18 protein-coding genes and 1 tRNA gene are annotated in these 18,020 nt (G+C 61.4%); 5 read left to right on the top strand and 14 right to left on the bottom strand.

The features are described from left to right. Positions 1-3: 3 nt before the first annotated feature. Positions 4-894, bottom strand: a complete 891-nt coding sequence (locus tag P9M14_16735; GenBank protein ID MDP8257392.1) for a glycosyltransferase — start codon at positions 892-894, stop codon at positions 4-6. Further along, positions 894-2,129 carry a glycosyltransferase gene (locus P9M14_16730; GenBank protein ID MDP8257391.1) on the bottom strand — a complete coding sequence of 412 codons (1,236 nt, stop codon included), beginning with the start codon at positions 2,127-2,129 and terminating at the stop codon, positions 894-896. The genes P9M14_16735 and P9M14_16730 overlap by 1 nt, the downstream gene beginning before the upstream one ends. A 98-nt stretch (positions 2,130-2,227) precedes the next feature. Here P9M14_16730 and P9M14_16725 point away from each other — a divergent pair, with 98 nt between their 5' ends. Next, positions 2,228-2,731 carry a hypothetical protein gene (locus P9M14_16725; protein ID MDP8257390.1) on the top strand — a complete coding sequence of 168 codons (504 nt, stop codon included), beginning with the start codon at positions 2,228-2,230 and terminating at the stop codon, positions 2,729-2,731. An 81-nt stretch (positions 2,732-2,812) separates the two neighbouring features. Next, positions 2,813-2,896 (top strand) — tRNA-Leu (locus P9M14_16720). 5 nt (positions 2,897-2,901) lie between these two features. Here the strand turns inward: P9M14_16720 and P9M14_16715 are convergent. Continuing rightward, positions 2,902-3,420 (bottom strand): manganese efflux pump MntP family protein, encoded by a 519-nt coding sequence (locus P9M14_16715; GenBank protein MDP8257389.1) that lies wholly within the window; start codon positions 3,418-3,420, stop codon positions 2,902-2,904. Between the two features lie 20 nt (positions 3,421-3,440). Continuing rightward, positions 3,441-4,625, bottom strand: coding sequence for a hypothetical protein (locus P9M14_16710; GenBank protein ID MDP8257388.1), 1,185 nt, complete (start codon positions 4,623-4,625; stop codon positions 3,441-3,443). 82 nt (positions 4,626-4,707) lie between these two features. On the opposite strand from P9M14_16710, the gene P9M14_16705 reads away from it, so the two are divergent. After that, the gene (locus tag P9M14_16705) at positions 4,708-5,640 is read left to right on the top strand and encodes an FHA domain-containing protein (GenBank protein MDP8257387.1); all 933 of its coding nucleotides are present in this window, start codon (positions 4,708-4,710) and stop codon (positions 5,638-5,640) included. On the opposite strand, the gene P9M14_16700 is transcribed toward P9M14_16705, so the two are convergent. Together P9M14_16700 and P9M14_16695 are read right to left on the bottom strand one after the other, a co-directional pair. Then, complete coding sequence (locus P9M14_16700; protein ID MDP8257386.1) at positions 5,637-5,801, bottom strand: rubredoxin; 165 nt, start codon at positions 5,799-5,801, stop codon at positions 5,637-5,639. The two genes, P9M14_16705 and P9M14_16700, sit on opposite strands and share 4 nt — an antisense overlap. Before the next feature lie 5 nt (positions 5,802-5,806). Further along, complete coding sequence (locus tag P9M14_16695) at positions 5,807-6,874, bottom strand: DHH family phosphoesterase (protein ID MDP8257385.1); 1,068 nt, start codon at positions 6,872-6,874, stop codon at positions 5,807-5,809. Between the two features lie 122 nt (positions 6,875-6,996). Here P9M14_16695 and P9M14_16690 point away from each other — a divergent pair, with 122 nt between their 5' ends. Then, positions 6,997-8,088 carry an NAD(P)H-dependent oxidoreductase gene (locus P9M14_16690; GenBank protein ID MDP8257384.1) on the top strand — a complete coding sequence of 364 codons (1,092 nt, stop codon included), beginning with the start codon at positions 6,997-6,999 and terminating at the stop codon, positions 8,086-8,088. A gap of 9 nt (positions 8,089-8,097) precedes the next feature. Here the strand turns inward: P9M14_16690 and P9M14_16685 are convergent, their stop codons facing one another. From P9M14_16685 to P9M14_16655, 7 genes are all read right to left on the bottom strand, one after another. Next, positions 8,098-9,156 carry a tocopherol cyclase family protein gene (locus P9M14_16685; GenBank protein MDP8257383.1) on the bottom strand — a complete coding sequence of 353 codons (1,059 nt, stop codon included), beginning with the start codon at positions 9,154-9,156 and terminating at the stop codon, positions 8,098-8,100. Continuing rightward, a complete protein-coding gene (locus P9M14_16680; GenBank protein ID MDP8257382.1) occupies positions 9,153-9,974 on the bottom strand; it encodes an Ig-like domain-containing protein in 822 nt (273 codons plus the stop codon). Before P9M14_16680 ends, P9M14_16685 begins: the two co-directional genes overlap by 4 nt. 20 nt (positions 9,975-9,994) lie before the next feature. Further along, complete coding sequence (locus P9M14_16675) at positions 9,995-10,924, bottom strand: alpha/beta hydrolase (GenBank protein MDP8257381.1); 930 nt, start codon at positions 10,922-10,924, stop codon at positions 9,995-9,997. A gap of 10 nt (positions 10,925-10,934) precedes the next feature. Then, positions 10,935-12,947 carry an FAD-dependent oxidoreductase gene (locus P9M14_16670; GenBank protein ID MDP8257380.1) on the bottom strand — a complete coding sequence of 671 codons (2,013 nt, stop codon included), beginning with the start codon at positions 12,945-12,947 and terminating at the stop codon, positions 10,935-10,937. 99 nt (positions 12,948-13,046) lie between these two features. Then, positions 13,047-13,817, bottom strand: coding sequence for a CoA-transferase (locus P9M14_16665; GenBank protein MDP8257379.1), 771 nt, complete (start codon positions 13,815-13,817; stop codon positions 13,047-13,049). Continuing rightward, the gene (locus P9M14_16660; protein ID MDP8257378.1) at positions 13,817-14,827 is read right to left on the bottom strand and encodes a CoA-transferase; all 1,011 of its coding nucleotides are present in this window, start codon (positions 14,825-14,827) and stop codon (positions 13,817-13,819) included. Before P9M14_16660 ends, P9M14_16665 begins: the two co-directional genes overlap by 1 nt. A 142-nt stretch (positions 14,828-14,969) precedes the next feature. After that, the gene (locus tag P9M14_16655) at positions 14,970-16,370 is read right to left on the bottom strand and encodes a TolC family protein (GenBank protein MDP8257377.1); all 1,401 of its coding nucleotides are present in this window, start codon (positions 16,368-16,370) and stop codon (positions 14,970-14,972) included. A gap of 137 nt (positions 16,371-16,507) precedes the next feature. On the opposite strand from P9M14_16655, the gene P9M14_16650 reads away from it, so the two are divergent. Further along, positions 16,508-17,218: a hypothetical protein gene (locus P9M14_16650; GenBank protein MDP8257376.1), complete on the top strand. Its 711-nt coding sequence runs from the start codon at positions 16,508-16,510 to the stop codon at positions 17,216-17,218. A 17-nt stretch (positions 17,219-17,235) separates the two neighbouring features. Here the strand turns inward: P9M14_16650 and P9M14_16645 are convergent. Next, positions 17,236-18,020: hypothetical protein (locus tag P9M14_16645; GenBank protein ID MDP8257375.1), on the bottom strand; the 785-nt coding region annotated here is incomplete at its 5' end.

Genomic DNA, 18,020 nt, shown 5'->3' with positions numbered 1-18,020 from the left:
ATCTCAATCATCCTCGTGTTTACTTGCGCAGCGGGCCTGCGTGCGCAACGGCATGCCGGCCAGCGTGCCCGCGACGATCGACGCCAGGCGCGCCGGCAGCACCAGTGCGCCCAATCCGGCCATGCCGATCCGCCCCGCGCGCAGGTCGTGAACGGTCCTTGTCGATAGGTGCCGCACGGTGCCCAAAGCGTAGGCTGAGAGCTCCCGCCGGTCAATGGCCGAAAGCGCCCTACTCGCCCAATAGGCGTGGCGCGTGGATTGCCGCAGCAGGTCGCCCACTGATCCGCTGCGCAGATGATCAACGCGCGCCTCAGGTTCGTAGCGCAATTTCCATCCGGCCTGGCGCAGACGCAGGCTGAAGTCGATGTCCTCGCCGGCGTTGGCAAACGCCTCGTCGAAGCCGCCGATCTCAAGTGCCGCGCAGCGTCGCACCGCCAGGCACAAGCCCATCAGATGGCGATCTTCCAGCGGCTGGTCTCCGTGGGATTGCGGAGTGACCTGCGCCCGATAACGGTCGGCGAGCCGATCCTGGTAGTGCTCGATGCCCATGCCGCCCACTGCGCCGACATCGTCCTCAAAGGCATCGAGCAACGATTGCACGCAGCCGGGCTCGGGCGCGGCGTCAGCGTCGAGGAACACCAGGAACTGCGCCCCGACCTTCTCGATCAGCGTGTTGCGCGCCCGCGCCAGGCCCAGGCATCGGTCGTGGGAGAGCAGTTGCGCGGTGCTTTGCCCGATCAGCTCCGCCGTGTCATCGGTCGAACCGTCGTCGAGCACGTAAATTTGCGGCCTGCGGCCCCCGACCCGCTGGCGCGCGGCAGCGTTTAAAACGTGGGCCAACGTGGAGCGGGCGTTGTACGCCGGGATGCAGATTGCGAACAGCGGTTCGGGCATCAGTCGATCTCCGCCAGCTCGATACACGTGCGGGCGTCGTCATCAATCGGGCGGATCAGCGCCGCGCCCAGCGACATCTGGTCGACCAGCAACGGTTCCGCTGCCAGTTCCGCGATGGTGCGGGCCAGCGCCGGGAAGTCGGCTGTGGGCAGCAGCCAGCCGTTGACACCTGGCTGCACCAACTCCTGGATGCCGCCCGCGGCAAAGGCCAGTACCGGGATTCCGGCGCTGAGCGCCTCGTGGATCACCAGCGGCGAGTTCTCCTGCCACAGGCTGGGAACGACCAGCACGTCGATGGTCCGCAGCACCTTGTCCGTATCTTGATGTTTGTAAGGGCCGTGGAACGTGATCACATCTTCGGGTGCCGCGGCGATAATCTGAATCAGATCGCGCCCCCGGGGAGTCGGTCCGTAGAACGTGAGGCCGGCGTTGTGGATGCTGCCAAAGCAGCGCGCCAGTTCGATCGTTCCCTTGTGAGCAGCGGGGTTGCCTAAAAATCCAAACCGCAATTTTTCCTTGGGCTCTCTGGCATAGAGTCGCGGCAGTGGCCGAATGCCGTAGATGCTGTGGATCAGTCTGTCCGCCGGCGCGCCGAGTTTGCGATAGACGCCTTGAAGGTATTGCGAGGGAGCGAGCAGCCGATGCGCCTGGTGCAGCGCGTCGAGCAGTCGGGAGTTGCGCCTGGCAAAGGCGGATTTAAAGGCGGGCTTGAGCATGCTTCCCGGCCAGCGGTTATAGCCCGGTTTGCCGCAGTGAACGCAACGCGACCCGTCACGCGACCCGTGACAAAGGTCGTTTTCATTGTCGAGCAACACGATGCGATGGCACACCGGCCAGTAGTCGTGCAGTGTCCACAGTAACTTAGCGTGATGGGAGCGGACGTATTGCGGGATGCGGTAGGAGAGCAGGATCAGGCTGTGGACGTGGACCAACTGTGGTTGGAAATGTTCGAAAACAGTTTGGAAGAGTTTGAAGGCGTCAGGGTTGTCATAGGAGTTGCGGAATTGGAAACCGCGCATGAGCCGCGGCATGCGGTCGATGTTGCCGCTGAACAGTTTCAAGCCGTGATGCTCGCGGCTGACCAGTTTCCCAGCTGAGCGGCCGTTCCGGTCCAGAAAGAACAATGCGCACTCGTGCCCCTGCACGGCCTGCTCCAGCGCCAGGCTCGCCGAATAGCTCTGCGCGCCTCCCGGCACTTCAAAGGGGTTGTCGTGAATTACATGCAGTATCCGCATCAGTGCTACTTTGTCGCAAAACCGATCCACTGCCAAGCTCCGCGCGGGCTCCAGTACTCTGTTGACAGTCGGCGAGACCGCGGGCTAACTTCCTGGCGATGATCAGTCGCAAGTCCGCTTCAAGGCTCTGGTTGCTGCTGCTGCTAATGACGGCGGTGGCGGTGGGCTGTAGCGCTGACCAGGACGATGATGGCGACGATGACGATCAGGACCAGTGCGCTGGCAAAGATTTTGTGTTCGATCTGGAGCTGCACTTCCCTGATGCGCGCGTGGCGGGCGAGCTCTCCGGCGTGCTGTCGCTGAATAAATCCGACGGATCGGTTCAAGGAACGCTGGTCATCGGCGATAGCAGTTCGGTGTTCAGCGGCGAGGTGGACCTTGGCAGCTTGACCGGCACGGCGCTGTTCGATGCCCTGCCTGGCGGAATCGACTGCGAATCCTCGACGATCTGCGTGGCGCTGGACATCGGCCTGGCCTACGATGCGATCATCGGTTGGGTCGAGGTCTATTGTGCGGCGCAGGTCGATCCGGACAGCCTGCTGGAGACCTACGATGTCTCGGGCACAGTCGGCTGTCTGGAGACCGATTACTTCGATAATTGATCGGGCTGTTCGCTTGGCGCTGCACTTGACAGCCGAGCGGACGCTGATGATCATGTGCCTGGCTCAATGGCTTGTGCCGACGCCTGGGTGGCGGAACTGGTAGACGCTGGGGACTTAAAATCCCCTGGGGATTTCCTCGTGCGGGTTCGATTCCCGCCCCGGGCACTGACTCACCAAGCCGGCAACATCCTGACTCCCAAAGCGATCAACACCACGCCGCCCAAGATTTCCGCCCTACTGCCGATGATTGTGGCCACCAGATGCGACAGCCAATGCCCCAGTGCGGCCATCAGCGCGGCGACTACGCCAAAGATCAGTGCAGGCAGAAGCAGTTCGCTGCCCAGCAGGCCGACGCCGATTCCCACGGTCAGCGCGTCGGCGCTGGTACCCAGTGAGTAAGCCAACAGGGCCTTTCCGCGGCTGATGTCGATCGGTTTGTGCGCCTTGGTGCGCAGCCCCTCGATCAGCATCTTAATGCCGATCAACAGCACTAGCGATGCGGCGATGAACGCGGCCGCAGTGCCGACGATCGGCGCGGCCATACGTCCGATTAACCATCCGACCAGCGGCATCAGGAACTGGAACAGCCCGGCATGCAATGAGAGCCTGAAGATGTGCCGCGGTGAAACCGTTCCCGGCCCGGTGGCCAGCGCCACGCCGAAGGCGTCGCCTCCCAGGCCGATTGCCAACAGCACTATCTCCCAGAGATTCACTGGATCGTCTGGCCCAGCTGCCCATCGGTTTTGGGACCATCGGTTTCAACGATCCTCTCGTAGGGTGCGCTGAACTGCACGAGCACGGGCGATACGGGGAATGCGAAACGTCCGTTGGTCGTGGTCGTGCTCAGTTCGAGAACCTTGCCATCGGCGCTGAGGCGGAAGTTAAAGCTGCGCTCGGTTCCATTTTTTGGCAGCACCAATATCAGCGCATCGCCGTCCAGTCGGAAGGTGCCGGACAACTCCAGCCGCGCAGCGGGCTCGCCGAGCACTTGCTCGGAATACTCGAATCGATGGGGTTCGAGCAGTTTCAGTTCGCAGCGTGTGGTGCTCAACTGCTGATTCTGGAAGTCCAGCCGCCAGCGGCCGTGCAGCCCGTGCGGCTCGTACAGCTCGGTGAATTGAGTTTCGCGGCCCAGGCTGCGCTGATAGGTCAGACCTTGGTCCTCGGTTTTGGGCTGGACCGCCAACGGGGGTCTGGCCGAGTCCAGGCGTTTTAATTGCAGCATGTCCTGGACAATGGCGTACTGGAAAACGCTGATCCGACTGCTCCCCTGGTTTCTGAGGGTCAGGCGGTTTTCCCGGGCATCCCAATCTCCCATGATGCCCATCATTCGTCTGCTGCGGCCAGGCTTCTTTTCGCGATAGACGAAGCTGCGGTCGGGCCTGATCACCAGCTCGATATTGCGCGTCTGGTCGTTGGGAAGCTTGTAGCTTCCGTTGTAGCGCCCGATGGGCGAGATGCTGTGGCCCTCGACGATCTGCAGATAGCGCACTGCGCGTTCCGGCGACACGGGGAGGATCGCGAAACTGTAGATGTTGTCCGAGTCAAACGGCGCCAGGATGATGCTCCCCGCGTTCTGGGTGACGATGAACGTTCGCGTCAGCCCCTGCGGTCCCGGCTGTTGCTCGTCGTTCTGCGCGTGGGTCATCGCCAGCCACGAGCCGTTGGACACATAGCTGCCCTGATAGCTCAGTACTTGTTTGCCCGCGTTACGTTCCACGTAACTGAACGTGCCGTCAACCTCCAGTTCGAGGATCAGTTCCACGGCCTGCTCGTCGGGCATCACGTAAGCCACGTAGCGTCCGGGCTCGACCGCGTGACTCGAAAACGGCGCAACGAGCAACAGCGCGAGGATCGCCAGGCAGGCGATCGGTGGTGCCGATTTTGTTCTCACGATTCCTCCTCGCGGCGCATGCGGTTTTGACTCTAACTCGAAAGCTGTGTTAATGGGAGTGATCAATAAATGCGGGGCGATTATGTATCAACTCGTAACCACGGACGATCTGGGCGGGCTGCTCCGTTTTCCTCTAGTGCGCAAACGTACGATCATCGGCCGCGATCCCTCCAGCGACATTCAGCTTTTCGACGAGGAGATCAGTCGCCATCACGCCAAGATCTACATCATCGACGACGCAATTTACATCAAAGACAACAAATCGACCAACGGTGTTTTCGTCAACAATTTCTTGATAACAAAGATCACGCCGTTGAAGATCGGCGACGAGGTGATCATCGGCTCGTATCAGTTCCACCTGCGCCAGGAGGAGCCGACCGAGGAGGCCATCAACCAGACCTCCGTGCTGACCATCGCCCAGCTGCAAGAGGTGGCACGCAACGAGTCGATACTCAAGATCGATCCCGAGACCGACGAGAGCGTGGACGAGCCTACCGCGATGTACAATCGCGACGAGCTGGTGCGGCAGATGTACAAGAAGAAGACCGGCATGGCCAGCTTCGCCACCCTCGAGGTGCTCTTTGGTCCGGATAAGGGGCGCAAGTTCATGATCGCGCCGGGAAGCTATGTGATCGGCCGCAGCAACGACAGCCAGATTCATTTGGACGACCCACGAGTGAGCAGTCACCATGCCCGGCTCGAGGCTGCGGGCAAGCAATTCGGCATTGAGGACCTCAACAGCCTCAACGGCTCGCTGGTCAACAATCGCACAGTGGGCCACAGCGTGCTGGGACATAACGACTCGATCATGCTGGGCAACACCAAGCTGCGCTTTCAGCTGCCGACCAACCTGCGACCCAAACGCGAACGCTCTGAGCCGTTGCCGAGCGTTGAACAACACAGCACGCCGGTGCGCGGAGGTTTGCCCACCTGGCTAAGCGTGCTGCTGCTGTGTTTACTGGCGGCGGGTTTGGTGACGATCGCCGTGGCGATCTTTCGGCTGTTTCCCGGTTAGCCCAACCGATCGAAAGATTTTCTCGACGCCGAGCAGACCGGGCAGCACCAATCCTCAGGCAGTTCCCAAAATTCGGTCTGAAGCGGGATTCCGTTGGCCGGGTCGGCTGCGACCGGATCGTAGAGATAGCCGCAGACCTGACACTCGTAGCGTTCGCTCATACGCCCTATTCCTGCTCAGGCGGCTTGAGCGGGGAGATCGGCCGACATGGAAGATCCTGGCGGCCGATTAGTTTTAAAAAACGTTCGATCAACGCACTGCATTGCTCGTGCGGAAGTTGATTTTTATTTAGCGTTATCATTCCACCGGCAAAGCGTTGATGTCCTCCGGCGTCGCCGCGGCCTTTACTCAGGCGGTATGCGAGCTGTCCGGCGTTGCGATTGTTCTGACTGGTGCGCATGGAAAACATGATTTTGCCGTTGTAATGTCCGCAGGTGAAGCTCCAGCGCATCCCCTCGAGTTTAAGCAGGAAGTCGGCCAGCTCGGAGATCGTATCGGGCCGGGCTACTTCGCCCAGGTCGCTGATTATCACGTCGCGGTAAACCACGGCCTGCTTAATTGCGTCGGCAATGCTGTTCAGGTGTGCGGCCGACATCCGCGGGTGGGTGATCTTCATCAAGGTCCGTTCGCTGATGAATCGGTGCAGCCACTGCATCGCCCGGATGTCGATGGCGTGCTTGTCGCGGCCGATATCGCCCACGTCGGTCAGGATGCCGTAGTACATAGCCGTGGCAATGCGCCGATCGGGTTCGACGCCGGCGTGCTGGAAATAGCCGGTGATGATCGTACAGGTCGAGCCGTGGTCGTTCCGCACGTCGTGGAACGGCAGCCGCAGGGTCTCTTTACGTAGCGGTACGTGGTGGTCGATGGCGATCTGCGCCTTGATCTTCTTGCTCAGCGAGTTGTTGCGGGCGCCCGGCTGGCTGTCGACGATCGCCACCAGCGAGTAGCGCGAGGCCTGCGCCGGGTTGATCGTACGGATATCGATCCGACAGTGCTTGACCATCTGCACGTTCTCGGCCCGGCTGATGATCCCGCCGTACTGGATCGTCGAGTGGATGCGCATAGAGCGCCAGACCAGGTACTTCAACCCGGCTGCAGCGCTGATGGCGTCGGGATCGGGATTGTTATGGGTCATGATCAACAGCCGGCGCCGCGGTCGATGCTTGGCCAGCAGTACGCACAGCTCGTCCCACTTGGTTTTCACGGCCGGAGTCTGTTGGTTTAAGCTCAATCGTTTTTCACAGTTTGGCATATTGGGCAAATATGTTTGATAGTCTATATCAAACTCACGCTTGATTGTCCGCAAATCGATTGATCGCGTTGGACGCTCAGGGCGGACCGCGGAGGATGACGATGATCGACCTGATCGGCTTGGCCGCCAGCCCACGCAAGGGAGGAAACTCCGAGCGACTGCTGGACGAGCTGCTCAACGGCGCTTCGCGAGCCGGGGCCAAGGTGGAAAAAATCAATCTGGCCCAGATCGAGATGCACCCATGCAAGGCCTGCGACCGTTGCCGCCTGGGCGATGACTGTGAGATCCGCGACGAGCTGTACGAGCTGATCCCGCGACTGCGCGACACGCAAACCGTGGTGCTGGCCAGCCCGATTCATTTCTACGCGCTCTCGGCCCACGCACAAATTCTGATCTCGCGCGTGCAGCGGATGTGGTCGCAGAAATATCTGCGCAAGGCCGGCGACCAGGGAACCGGACGCGGCGTGCTGATCGCCGTGGGGGCCACACGCGGACCGCGGCTGTTCGACGGAGTGCTGCACACCGCACGCTACTTCTTTGACCCGTTGAACAAATCGTTCGAACATAAATTGCTGGTCTCGGGCATGGAGGATCCGGACGCTGTCGCGGCCGATTCCGAGCTGCTTACCCAGGCCCAAGAGCTGGGAAGCAGAATTGTCACCCTGCCCAAGCCCGAGCGTGTCAGGCTCGGCCGGGAGTACCGCAACGCCGGAGGCAAATCCGCGGGAGCCAAAGCCGGGCCGCAGATGAGCATCGAGAGCTGGATCGAACTTGCGGTTGAACGCGAGCAGTTCTCAACCGGGCTCTACAACAAGATGTCTCAGCTTTCAGAGGACCGCTCGGGCGAGCAGACCTTTTCCGAGATGTCGCGCATCGAGCGCAACCATTCGGACCGACTCTCCTCAGCTATGGAGATCTCGAACACAGGCGAATATTTGCCTGGAGCGGCTCCGGCCGACATCGGCGACTGGGAGACCGACTCGCCCCAGCCGGCGAATACTTTCACCTCGATCAAACCGGCGATGCTCTGCGCCCTGAAACAGGTGGCAGGCCGACGCAGCCTTTACGTCTGGTTGGCCAAGCAACGGATGGACGGGGTGCTTAGCGAGCTGTGCTCCGTGCTGGCCGACGAGGAATCGCGCCAACAGCGCGTGCTCGAGGAGCTGCTTGTCAGGAATTTCATCCGCTACTGATTCGCGCGATCAGGAGCCGCCGTTCTCCAACCCCGCGGGGCTCGATGCGTTGCTGTCGACGATCTTCCAGCCCAACCCGTCGCGCTCAAAGACCTCGACCGTTACCGTTCCCTTCAAGGTCTGTCCGGCGTAGTCGGACAATCCCTCGGGACGCGGCGCGGGCAGCCTTACGATCGTGCGCGTGTCGGCCACGCCGGTGATCACCAGCTTGTGGTTGCCCTCGATCCCCTCGACGACCCAAATTCCGTCCTGGTAGCTGTGGTTGATCAGATCGCCGTCCTGGCTGCGCAGCTCGTACAACCGATCGCCGCGCAAATAGCCGATCATGTAGCCGCGCAGGGGGATGTCGCCCAGGGGGACGTCGCCGCCGGAAAACGCCAGACAGTCGCCGGCTGTGGCGAAGTTGTTGGCCTGCCCCCAGACGTAGGTGTCGGGAAACTGAGTCCCCCAGTTGTGATCGCCGTAGGCTGTTGCGTCGAAATAGTCTGTGCGCTGTCCGTCGTACTCGATATAGCCGCCGGCGCGGCCGTTGAGCATCCAGACGTCCCAGTTCATCGCCAGGTCCGGCACGTTGGTCAGCGAGCCCATGGCGTTGGTCCAGCGCATCCAGTTGGTGAGCTCGAGCTGCCAGCAGGCGCTGTGCCCGTCAGCCTCGATACAGCCGGACGTACCGCTGAAATCGATCGAGAGTCTATCGGCGATTGAGGCGTCGAAGCGTTCGCTCGAGGCGTTGAAGTCCAACGGATCGAAAAGTTGCATCAAGTAGCTGCCGCGGTTCATATCGGCCAGCAAGGCGTAGGCAGTGCTCCAAGCGCCCGAAGTACGGTTGGGATTGAGCACGGCAATGATCAACAGATGCGAGCTGCCTTGTGCCGGGTCTTTGACGTTGAGGTACCAGCCCTCGAAAAACGGGTCCTGGGCCTGGTCGCCGTGATAGCGCGTGGGATCGTCCGAGCCGGGTTGGTCGTCGTCGTCGTCAAAGGGATTGCCCGGATCTCCCTGGCAGCCGATCCACGTCAGGGAAACCAACAGTATTAAAATTAGAGTTTGGACCGCTACCTTGATCATTGCCCCTGGGCCTTTAGCATTTGGATCATTCGCTGATAGATCATGTCCCAATCCATCCGACGGTGCGGTTGTTCAACGATCAGTACCCGCACCCCTTGGGCCAGCAGCGGCGCGGCCTGTTCCTCGGAAACGCACAGCGCGAGGTGGATGCCGCCCCACTCGCGGGTGGCTTGCGGCTCTGACGAGCGCAGCTTGATGATCGGCAGCTTTGGAAACAGCAGCTCGTCGAGCTCTTTGCGCAGCAGCGCCGGGCATCCGGGGGTCGTGCTGAACAGTACTACGTCGAACTGCCTATCATACTCGAACACCCTGGCCTGGGCTTCGGGCTGGACGTCAGCCATGGTCAGCGAATCGCGCGTACTTGCGCGCGGACGGGGTTTGAGCAGCACGCCCTCGATCAAGATCGCGATCAACGGTCGCTGAGTGCGACGCACGAGAATTACCCCCGTGTCGGTCTGACTATCCCCCTGGGGTCCGCATTCGCAGGTTGCTTGCAGAGAGTGCAGACCGGGCGGCAGAGGGTCGATTATTAGTCTCGCCACGCCTTGGCTGTCGGCTGTGGCCGTAGCGACCGGTTCGGAATCCACGCTGAACTTGACCTGCGAGCCCGGCTGATCCTGGGTGCCGACCAGCGCCGTAAGCTTGACCCCGCGGCTTGGCAGATAAACCCAGTCGATCACCTGCAACTGCTGGCAGCGGCCGATTCTTTGCGGTTGCGGACCGGTATAGCGCGGATGAATTTGGATTTGATCGGACCTGCCCGCACCGAGCTGCGTCAGCATCAAAAGCAGTGCGATGCAGACGAGTAAACGGCGCATCCGGGCCTCGTTCGTTTAGGTTAGGCCATCAGCCTGTCAGTGGTAACGACCGTCGAGGGCTGGAGCGGCAGCTCGGGGCACCATTGCAAGCGCTCGACCAGGAACTTCTCGACCCGCAGGTTGATCATGTCGGGCATCTCGATCGGTCCGGTATGGGTCCCTTCGGGAATGACGATCATCTCCGATCCGGGAATCAGTTTGTTCATCCGTTCGGAGAGCCACATCGGTGTAAACGAGTCGTGTTCCGCGGCTACGATCAGCACCGGGACTTTGATCGTCGGCAGGATCGACTCGGTGCTGTGGCGCGAGGCGTGGTCGAGCATCTTGATGAACACCCGTAGGGAGATCGTCGAGATGTACCGCAAGTAGGGCATGAAGTCTTTCTTGCGCACCATGTGCCCGTTGATCTCGCCGCCGCGCACCGCGATCTGCCAGGCCAGCTCCGTGGGTACGATCCGCTTCCAGATCGCCTCGAACGGTTCGGGGAACAGGGTGATCAACGGATAGAGATACGGGAAGGCCTTTTTCAACTTGGTGTCGTCGTGGAAGGTGTCCAGCGGCCTGCCGTAGGAGCCGCAGACCGGAACCATCGCCAGCACGCGTTCGGGCGCCATCCGCATCATCTCCAGGATCACTTGGCAGCCCATGCTGTGTCCGACGAGCACGGCTTTGTCGATACCATCGTCGTCCATCACCGTGAGCAGATCGCGGCAGCAATCCTCGATCGACAGCAGGTTCTGGTCGGTCGGCGTCTCGCTCTGGCCGTGGCCGCGATAGTGCCATCGCACGATGCGGCAGCGCTCGCGGAAATGTTCGGCCAGATACTTCCAAGCGTAGCCGTCGCAGCCGATGCCGTCGCAGCAGACGATGGCCATGCCCTCGCCCTGGGAAACGTAGTGGATGCGTGTCCCGTCGAAACTCTCGACAAAGGCTTCTTTGTGCCTTCTCACCCTCGCCTCCTCACAGTCCGTTCGCCGCGTCAAACCCTTCGCGCACAGCCTCAAGCACTTTGCGTGCGGCCTTGGCGTCGCCTATCAGGAGTCCCTTTATACCCTTTTGTTCCAGTTGTTTGTACAGTGCGCTCGGCCGCGAGCGATATCCGACCGCGATCACGATCGTCTCGGCGGTCATCTCTTCGGGCTCCATGCCGTCGGATTCGAGCAGCAGTCCGCTCTGCGTCAATCCGACCACTCGCTTATTAACGCGGGTCCGAACACCATAGCGTCGCAGGTCCTTGAGCACGGTCCAGCGCGTGGTTTTGCCGATGTCCGCGCCGATGCGGCCCTGCATTTCGATTAGCGCGATTTTGCGCGAACACTGGTTGAGCAGTTGCTGCACGCGCTCGGGCGATTCAGCCTTCTGTTCGAGCAGGAAGCATGCGGTCTGCGGGTCGATGGTATCGCGGTCAGCCAGGAAAAGCGCTGTCTCGCAACCCACTGCACCGGCGCCGATGATTACCGCGTCGCCGGGCACGATCCGTTTTGAGCTCAGCACGTCGTGGGCCATCAGCACCCTTGCCGGGTCCGCGTCGCGCGCGAACTCGGGTACGATCGGCTCGGCGCCGGTGGCGATGATCACCGCGTCGGGCTGTTCCGCGACGATCTCGTCGATAGTCGCCTCGGTTCCCAGCCGCAGCTCGACATTGCCAAGCTGCGCCAGGGTTTCACGGAAGTAGCGGGTCAGCTCGTTGAACTCCTGGCGTCCCGGGGGCGCGGCAGCCATCGGCAGCAGTCCGCCGAGCTGATCTTCGGATTCAAACAGCACCACCTGGTGCCCGCAAAGTGCGGCCACACGGGCCGCCTCCATGCCTGCCGGGCCGCCGCCCACCACAATCACCTTGCGCTTGTGTTCCGCGGGGCGCAGCTGCACCTGGTGCTCTCGGCCTACCCGGGCGTTGACCATGCAGCCCACGGGCATGCCGGCGAACACCGCGTCAAAGCAGCCCTGGTTGCAGGCGATGCAGTTGCGGATCAATTTGCTTTCGCCGCGGCGCGCTTTATTGGGAAGCTCGGGATCGGCGATCAGCGGCCGGGCCATGCCAATCAGGTCGGCGTGCCCCTGCGCGATGATCCGATCGGCCAACAGCGGGTCGGGAATGCGGTTGCTGGCGACCACCGGTACGTCCAGCGCGCGTTTGACCCCGGAGGCCAGGTAGACGTAGGCACCGCGCGGCACGCTCATCGTGAGTTGCGGCACCCTGGTCTCGTGCCAGCCGCCGGTGACGTTGATGCAGTCGGCTCCGGCCTCTACGTAGAGCTGCGCGACCTGGATCGTCTCGGCGCTGCCCTGCCCGCCTTCCATGAAATCGTTGCCCGCCACACGCACCAGCAACGGATAGTCCGGGCCCAGGGCCTGCCGTACCTGCTGCACGACCTCAATGCCGAAGCGCGCGCGGTTGGCGAACGATCCGCCGTACTCGTCGTCGCGTTGATTGACCAGCGGCGAGAGGAACTGGTTTATTAGGTAGCCGGCCGAGGCGATGATCTCGCAGCAGTCGAAGCCCACATCGCGGGCGCGTAGCGCAGCCGCGACGAACTTGTGCTGAACCTCTGGAATCTCGTCGAGGGTCAGCGCGCGCGGCATCTCGTGGGTGTAGCGGCTGGGCAGAGCCGATGCGCTGATCGACTGCATTCCGGTGAGCATGCTCCACGAGTAGCGTCCGGCGTGGTAGAGCTGAGCGCCGAGCTTGACCTTCTCACCTGCGGACCCCACCTCGCGAACGAAGCGCTCGAGCCCGGGCTCGAAACGCGGCTCGTCCAGGCCGATCAGCATCGGGCCGCCGCCGGCCTTATCGATCGAGCAGCCGCCGACAATCAACAAGCCGGCTCCGCCCGCGGCGCGCTCGGCGTAGAACGCGATCAGCTGGTCGCTGACCTCGCCGCCCATCGTGTAGTTCAGGTGCATCGCCGGCATCACGATGCGGTTGGCAAGGGTCATGCCGTTGATGGTGATCGGCGAAAACAGATGTTTCACAGGGCGTACTCCCATTGGATGATCAGGTGAGAATCGCGAAAAATAGCATAGTGCCCGCGGGTCGGGCAAACCATCGGCAAGCGAGAGGAATACGCCTGATCAGCGTCCGATGATGTAGCGGTGCGGATCGACCTCAGTGCGTAGAATCTCCAGATCCCGCGCTGTGGGAGGCTCAGTCTGTGTAATCTGGGGAGCAGACTTGATCTCGAAGCTGGTGTTGGCCTGGACTTGCTCCATATCGACCCCGGGGTGCAGCGACTCGACCTGCATTCGACAGGTATCGGCGTTGTAGCCCATCACGGCCAGGTCGGTAATCACCTTGTAGGGGCCCGAATCCGGGGGCAGCCCGGCCCGCTCGCGCGCTCCGGGTCCGTCGAGGTAGCCCGGCGTGGTGACGAAGTACATCTTTTCCACAAAGCGCCGCTTGTCGTGGACCGTGAGCACCATGCTGTGCCAGGCCATTGAGGCCAGGTCGTTGGCCCCTCCCGATCCGGGTAGCCGGACCTTTGGGTCGTCGTAGTCGTCGCCGATCATCGTCGAGTTGATATTGCCGTAGGCGTCGATCTGGGCGCCGCCGAGGAAGCAGTAATCGACCATGCCGCGGGCCATGGTGGCCATTACGTCGCGCATCGAGGTGGCCATCAGGCCACGGTAGTAGGTGCGCGAATCGCCGACCGAGACCGGCATCGTCGGCAGGATCGGCGCGACTCCCCCGGCCTCGAACATCATTACGAGATTCGGCGCGTGGGTCTTCTGGGCGAGCATCGCCGCGGCGCACGGAGCACCCGTGCCGATGGTCGCGATCTTGCCGTCTTGCAGAAAGCGCGCGGCTACACAGATCATCAGTTCCATGCTGTTGTACGCGGCCATCACAGCGCCTCCTCGGCCGCTTGGCCGGGCTCGGGTATCAGCAGCTCCTGGCGCTCGAGCTGCGCCATGCGCTCCAATCCGCCGCAGAGCCGTAGGTATTCCTCGAAATCGTTTGTCCCGTAGATGTACTTCTTCACGAATTCGTCCAGCTGCTGTACGTCGCGTTCGGTATCGAGCCACAGCCGGAGGTGGTCCTCGTCGGAAAAGTAGAGGTAGGGCATGTTCGAGGGAAAGGCGCCGTAGGGCACCACGCACACCGCGTCGACGCAGAAGTACGGGATGCAGTTCGATGCCGGCTCGCGACGGATCTCATCGGAGGAGATCAGCCGCTCGGTGGTAAGGATCACGTGTTTCGAGGCCCGGGCCAATGTGTGGTCGGCGATGATGTTGCCGCGGATTCGCGCGTTGCCGTAGATGTCGGCCTCGTGTACGTGGATCACCGCCACGTCCGGGTAGAGCGCCGGAAAGAGCACGATCGGCTTGCCGGTATAGGGGCACTCTACGGTCTTGGCGCCCGAGTGCGCGTTGGTGTCGGTGCCCAGCATCGAGCGCCCGGGTATGAATGGCACGCCCAGGGCCGCTGCCTGATAGCGCCAGTACATGCCCGCGTTGGTCCATTCGCAGACTTTGACCTTGCCGCTCTCGAAATATCTGCGGGAGTTCGGCGATAACCCGCGGGCCTCGAGTCCGATAATATAGGCGATGTCGCAGCGGTCGAAGCACTCGCCAGCGGCCAGAATTTGGCAGTCGTGGGTTGAGGTGTGGCCCGAGAACCCGAGGTTCTTGCGCCCTTGGCGCACGATCTCGTGCAACACGCTGGTGGGAATGCGCACGCCGCCGAATCCGCCCACGGCCAGGTAGTCGCCGTCGTGGATCAATTGCTCGACAGCCTGTTTCACGGGCATTAGTTTGTTGACCAGCCCGCGTTCTTTTTTGCGAAAATGCTCACGAGCGTGGTCGGGATCAGGATCGGTGAACAGGGGGCCCTGCCCCTCGAAAAGCTCTTTCAAGGTCGCCTCCGCAGAAAACTCGAGTTGTGGTCGCCAGCATGTGGCGAGGACCGAAAACAGCAACCAGGATTTAATACAAGTGTAAAATCGGACTGTCAAGGATCGGGCCGACCCTCAGTGCGGGGGGAGGCGCCGAAAATTGTCAGTATCTGCGGGCCTGGATGTACTCCCACAGCGAAAGCGCGATGTAGTAGTCGCTGACCGCACGGACCAGATCAGAGCGCGCGCCGTTGTAGGTGACCTGCGCGTCGAGCAGCTCCAGGTTGCTCGCCATGCCCACCTCGCTACGGCCCTGCATGTTGCGCAGGTTCTCCTCGGCGAAATCGACCTGCTTGCGCGCGGCCTCGAGCTTGCGCAACGCCGTGTCGAGCTGCAGCCTGGCCGCGTAAACCTGCTGGACAAAGCTGCGTTGGAATTGTTGCTGTTCCACCCGTGCCAAATGCAGGTTACGTCGTTCCCTGCCGATGCCGGTCACGCCGCGCAGTCCGGTGAACAGCGGGACCTCGAGCTGCAGCATCGCGGTCCACGACTCGTCGCCGTTGAGGTGCAGGTCGTCGTCCGTGGGCCAGGAATAGTTGTAGGCGAAATTGAGTTTGGGCAGGATCGTGGCCCAAGCGAGCTGGACGTTGCTGCATTGCATCTTCACGCTTTGCTCGATCCCTTTGATCGCCGGATGGTCGGCGATCAGCTCGTCGATCTGTTCGCTCGTGCTTAGCTCGTCGAGCTCGGCGCGTACGGCCTGCTGAAGTTGCGGATCGATTGACAGTTCGAGCTTTGGCATTATGTAGCGCGTCGCCAGGTCGCTGCCAAGCACCTCGGCCAGGGCGATCATCGACAGCTCGTAAGCGGACTCGGCCTCGATCATCGACCCCTCGGCCTGGGCCGCCTGGGCCTCCCAGCGCAGCACGTCGCTACGACTGACCTGCCCTACCTCATACTGCGCCTGGAACAGACGCAAGGTTTCGGTGGCCAGAGCCAGTCCGTCTTGAGACACCTGCTTAAGCGCGGATGCTTGCATCACCTGAAAGTAGGCGGTCTTGGTATCGCGCACCGTTGAGAGCATCTGCTCGTCGTAGGCCAGGTCGCTTTGCTTGGAAGCGGCGCGGGCCAGGCGGATCGCGGCGATCTCGGCTCCGCCGTTGAAGATCGGTTGCACCACCGTGATGTTCGAGCTGTAGTTGTCCTCAAAGGCCGAGGGTTCGAGATTCAGCTCAATGCCAAACGCCTCAGCCATGTCCCCGGATCTTTTAACGCCCTGGTTGGCGTTATCGACCGTCTCAGGGTCCAGTCGGGTGTAGCTGGTATTGAAGCTGGCGTTGGGAAGATAGCCGGCCACTGAGTACCACATCGCCCAGCGCGCTGCCTGCCGTTGGTATTGCGCGCCCTCGAGACCCAGGTTGTGGGCCAGCGAGATCTCGATCGCCTGGGCCAGGGTCAGGGCCGTGGGTTCGGCGTCCGGGGATGCGGACTGTGCGAAAGCCTGCGGCACAGCCAGGACTGAAATCAGGAAAAGTACAATGACGAAATTACGGGGTAGATGCACTCGCGTCTCCTGTCAAAAGCATTTGACAAGTTTGTTGGGCGCGCCGCGTCATGTCAAGGATCGGCCTGTCGGCCGCGATTGACGATTCTCCCGCCGTGGGCTAGCCTCTTTGCGGACAACCGATACCCGAGGCAAAAATGAGGCTTTTTACAGGATTCGTGCTTTTCGCACTGTTAGTTCTGATGTTTCCGGCGATCTCACACGCGTCGCAGATGCCCGACCTGAGCGAACAGGAGCTGGCGCAGATCCAGTCGCGGGTTAAATGCGAGGTGGACTACGGCTTCCCCACGGCCTGTGAAATTATCAAGGGATTCATGCAGGCCGATGTCGTGGATCTGCAACAGATGGCCAACGGCGCGTTGATCGGCCTGAGCTATCGCGTGACCCCCGAGGGTTCGGTGATGAGCCCCGAGCTTGCGGCGCTGGCAATCCACCTGATCGATTCGCCTCCCAGCAGCGCCGAGGGTCAGCGAGTGATCGAGGCCAACATCAGGGCGATCAGCGGCTACAACCTCGATCCCTCGGACATCCAGCGTCCGGTGGCGCAGATGTTCGCCGTAAATGCCGATGACAGCGCAGCACAGGATGCGATCCGCAAGACGCTGCAGGAATTGGCGCTCAACGGCGACTATGACCCGCAGTCGGACCTCGTGCGTTCGCTTCAGATACGATTCGGGATCGACCTTTACCCGGTGTTTTCGACCGGCGGGAAATCAAGCCTGATCGCTCAGGACAACTTGGTGCTCCTGCGCCGCAAGGGCGACTGGATCTACGCGGTGGAGTGCTCCTGGATCACCGGAGCGCGCGCCATCGGACCGCTGTGGATCGCGGCGTTCAAGGTCAAGTAGCCTGAATCCGGTTCGGCCTACCAGTTGTACGGATTCCAGCGCATGGCCACGATCGAGTTGGGCATCTCCATTTTTACGTTGTAGTCGAAGGACCAGCACCGATCATCCATCCGCAGCTCGAGATGCTTGCTTTCCAAACCCATGCCCCAGGCCAGCAGCGAGATTTCTGCGCACTCGTCCAATGCGACGCCGACCGATCCACCGTCGACTTCGATCACGTCCTGGACGTCGAACTCGATGTATTCGAGCACGCTCTTAGCGCGTACCTCGACGCTGTCGCGGTTGAGCCATAGCACGACCTGCAGCATGTCGCCGGACTCCGGCGGCAGATTCCACGGGTCGGTCCCCCAGTAGAAACCGTACTCGCCGTTAGGTACTGAGCCATACTCCTGGAACTTCCACAACCCACTGAGTTCAAAGCCTGCGAGAACGTCGTAATTATCGGCGTACTCTACGTTAACGCTCAGTTGGAGCAATCCCAGCAGGTCGAAGACCTCGGCCTGCCCCGGGGCGATCAGACCGTGTTGATCGAGCAGGTCGAGAAACTCGATGTTGTAGTGGATACCCCGCCTGTTGAATACGGCATTGATCATCAGGTTGTCTTCAAAGGTTGCATGCTCTTTATCCGGATCGATTTGCAAACCAAGATCGTCCGGGGTCTGTGTCGCGTTGGTTGGGCTGTCGACATCAGCCGGTGATTGTGTTTGGGGACCCTCGCCCGCATTGTCGTCATCGCCGCAGGCCGGGCAAAACAATGCCAAAGCAGCGGACAGCAAGATCACGCTCAGCCACTTCATGGTTT

This window comes from Candidatus Alcyoniella australis (genome assembly GCA_030765605.1).
Taxonomy (GTDB): Bacteria; Lernaellota; Lernaellaia; order JAVCCG01; family Alcyoniellaceae; genus Alcyoniella; species Alcyoniella australis.
This window is presented reverse-complemented; position numbering and strand designations above follow the sequence as displayed.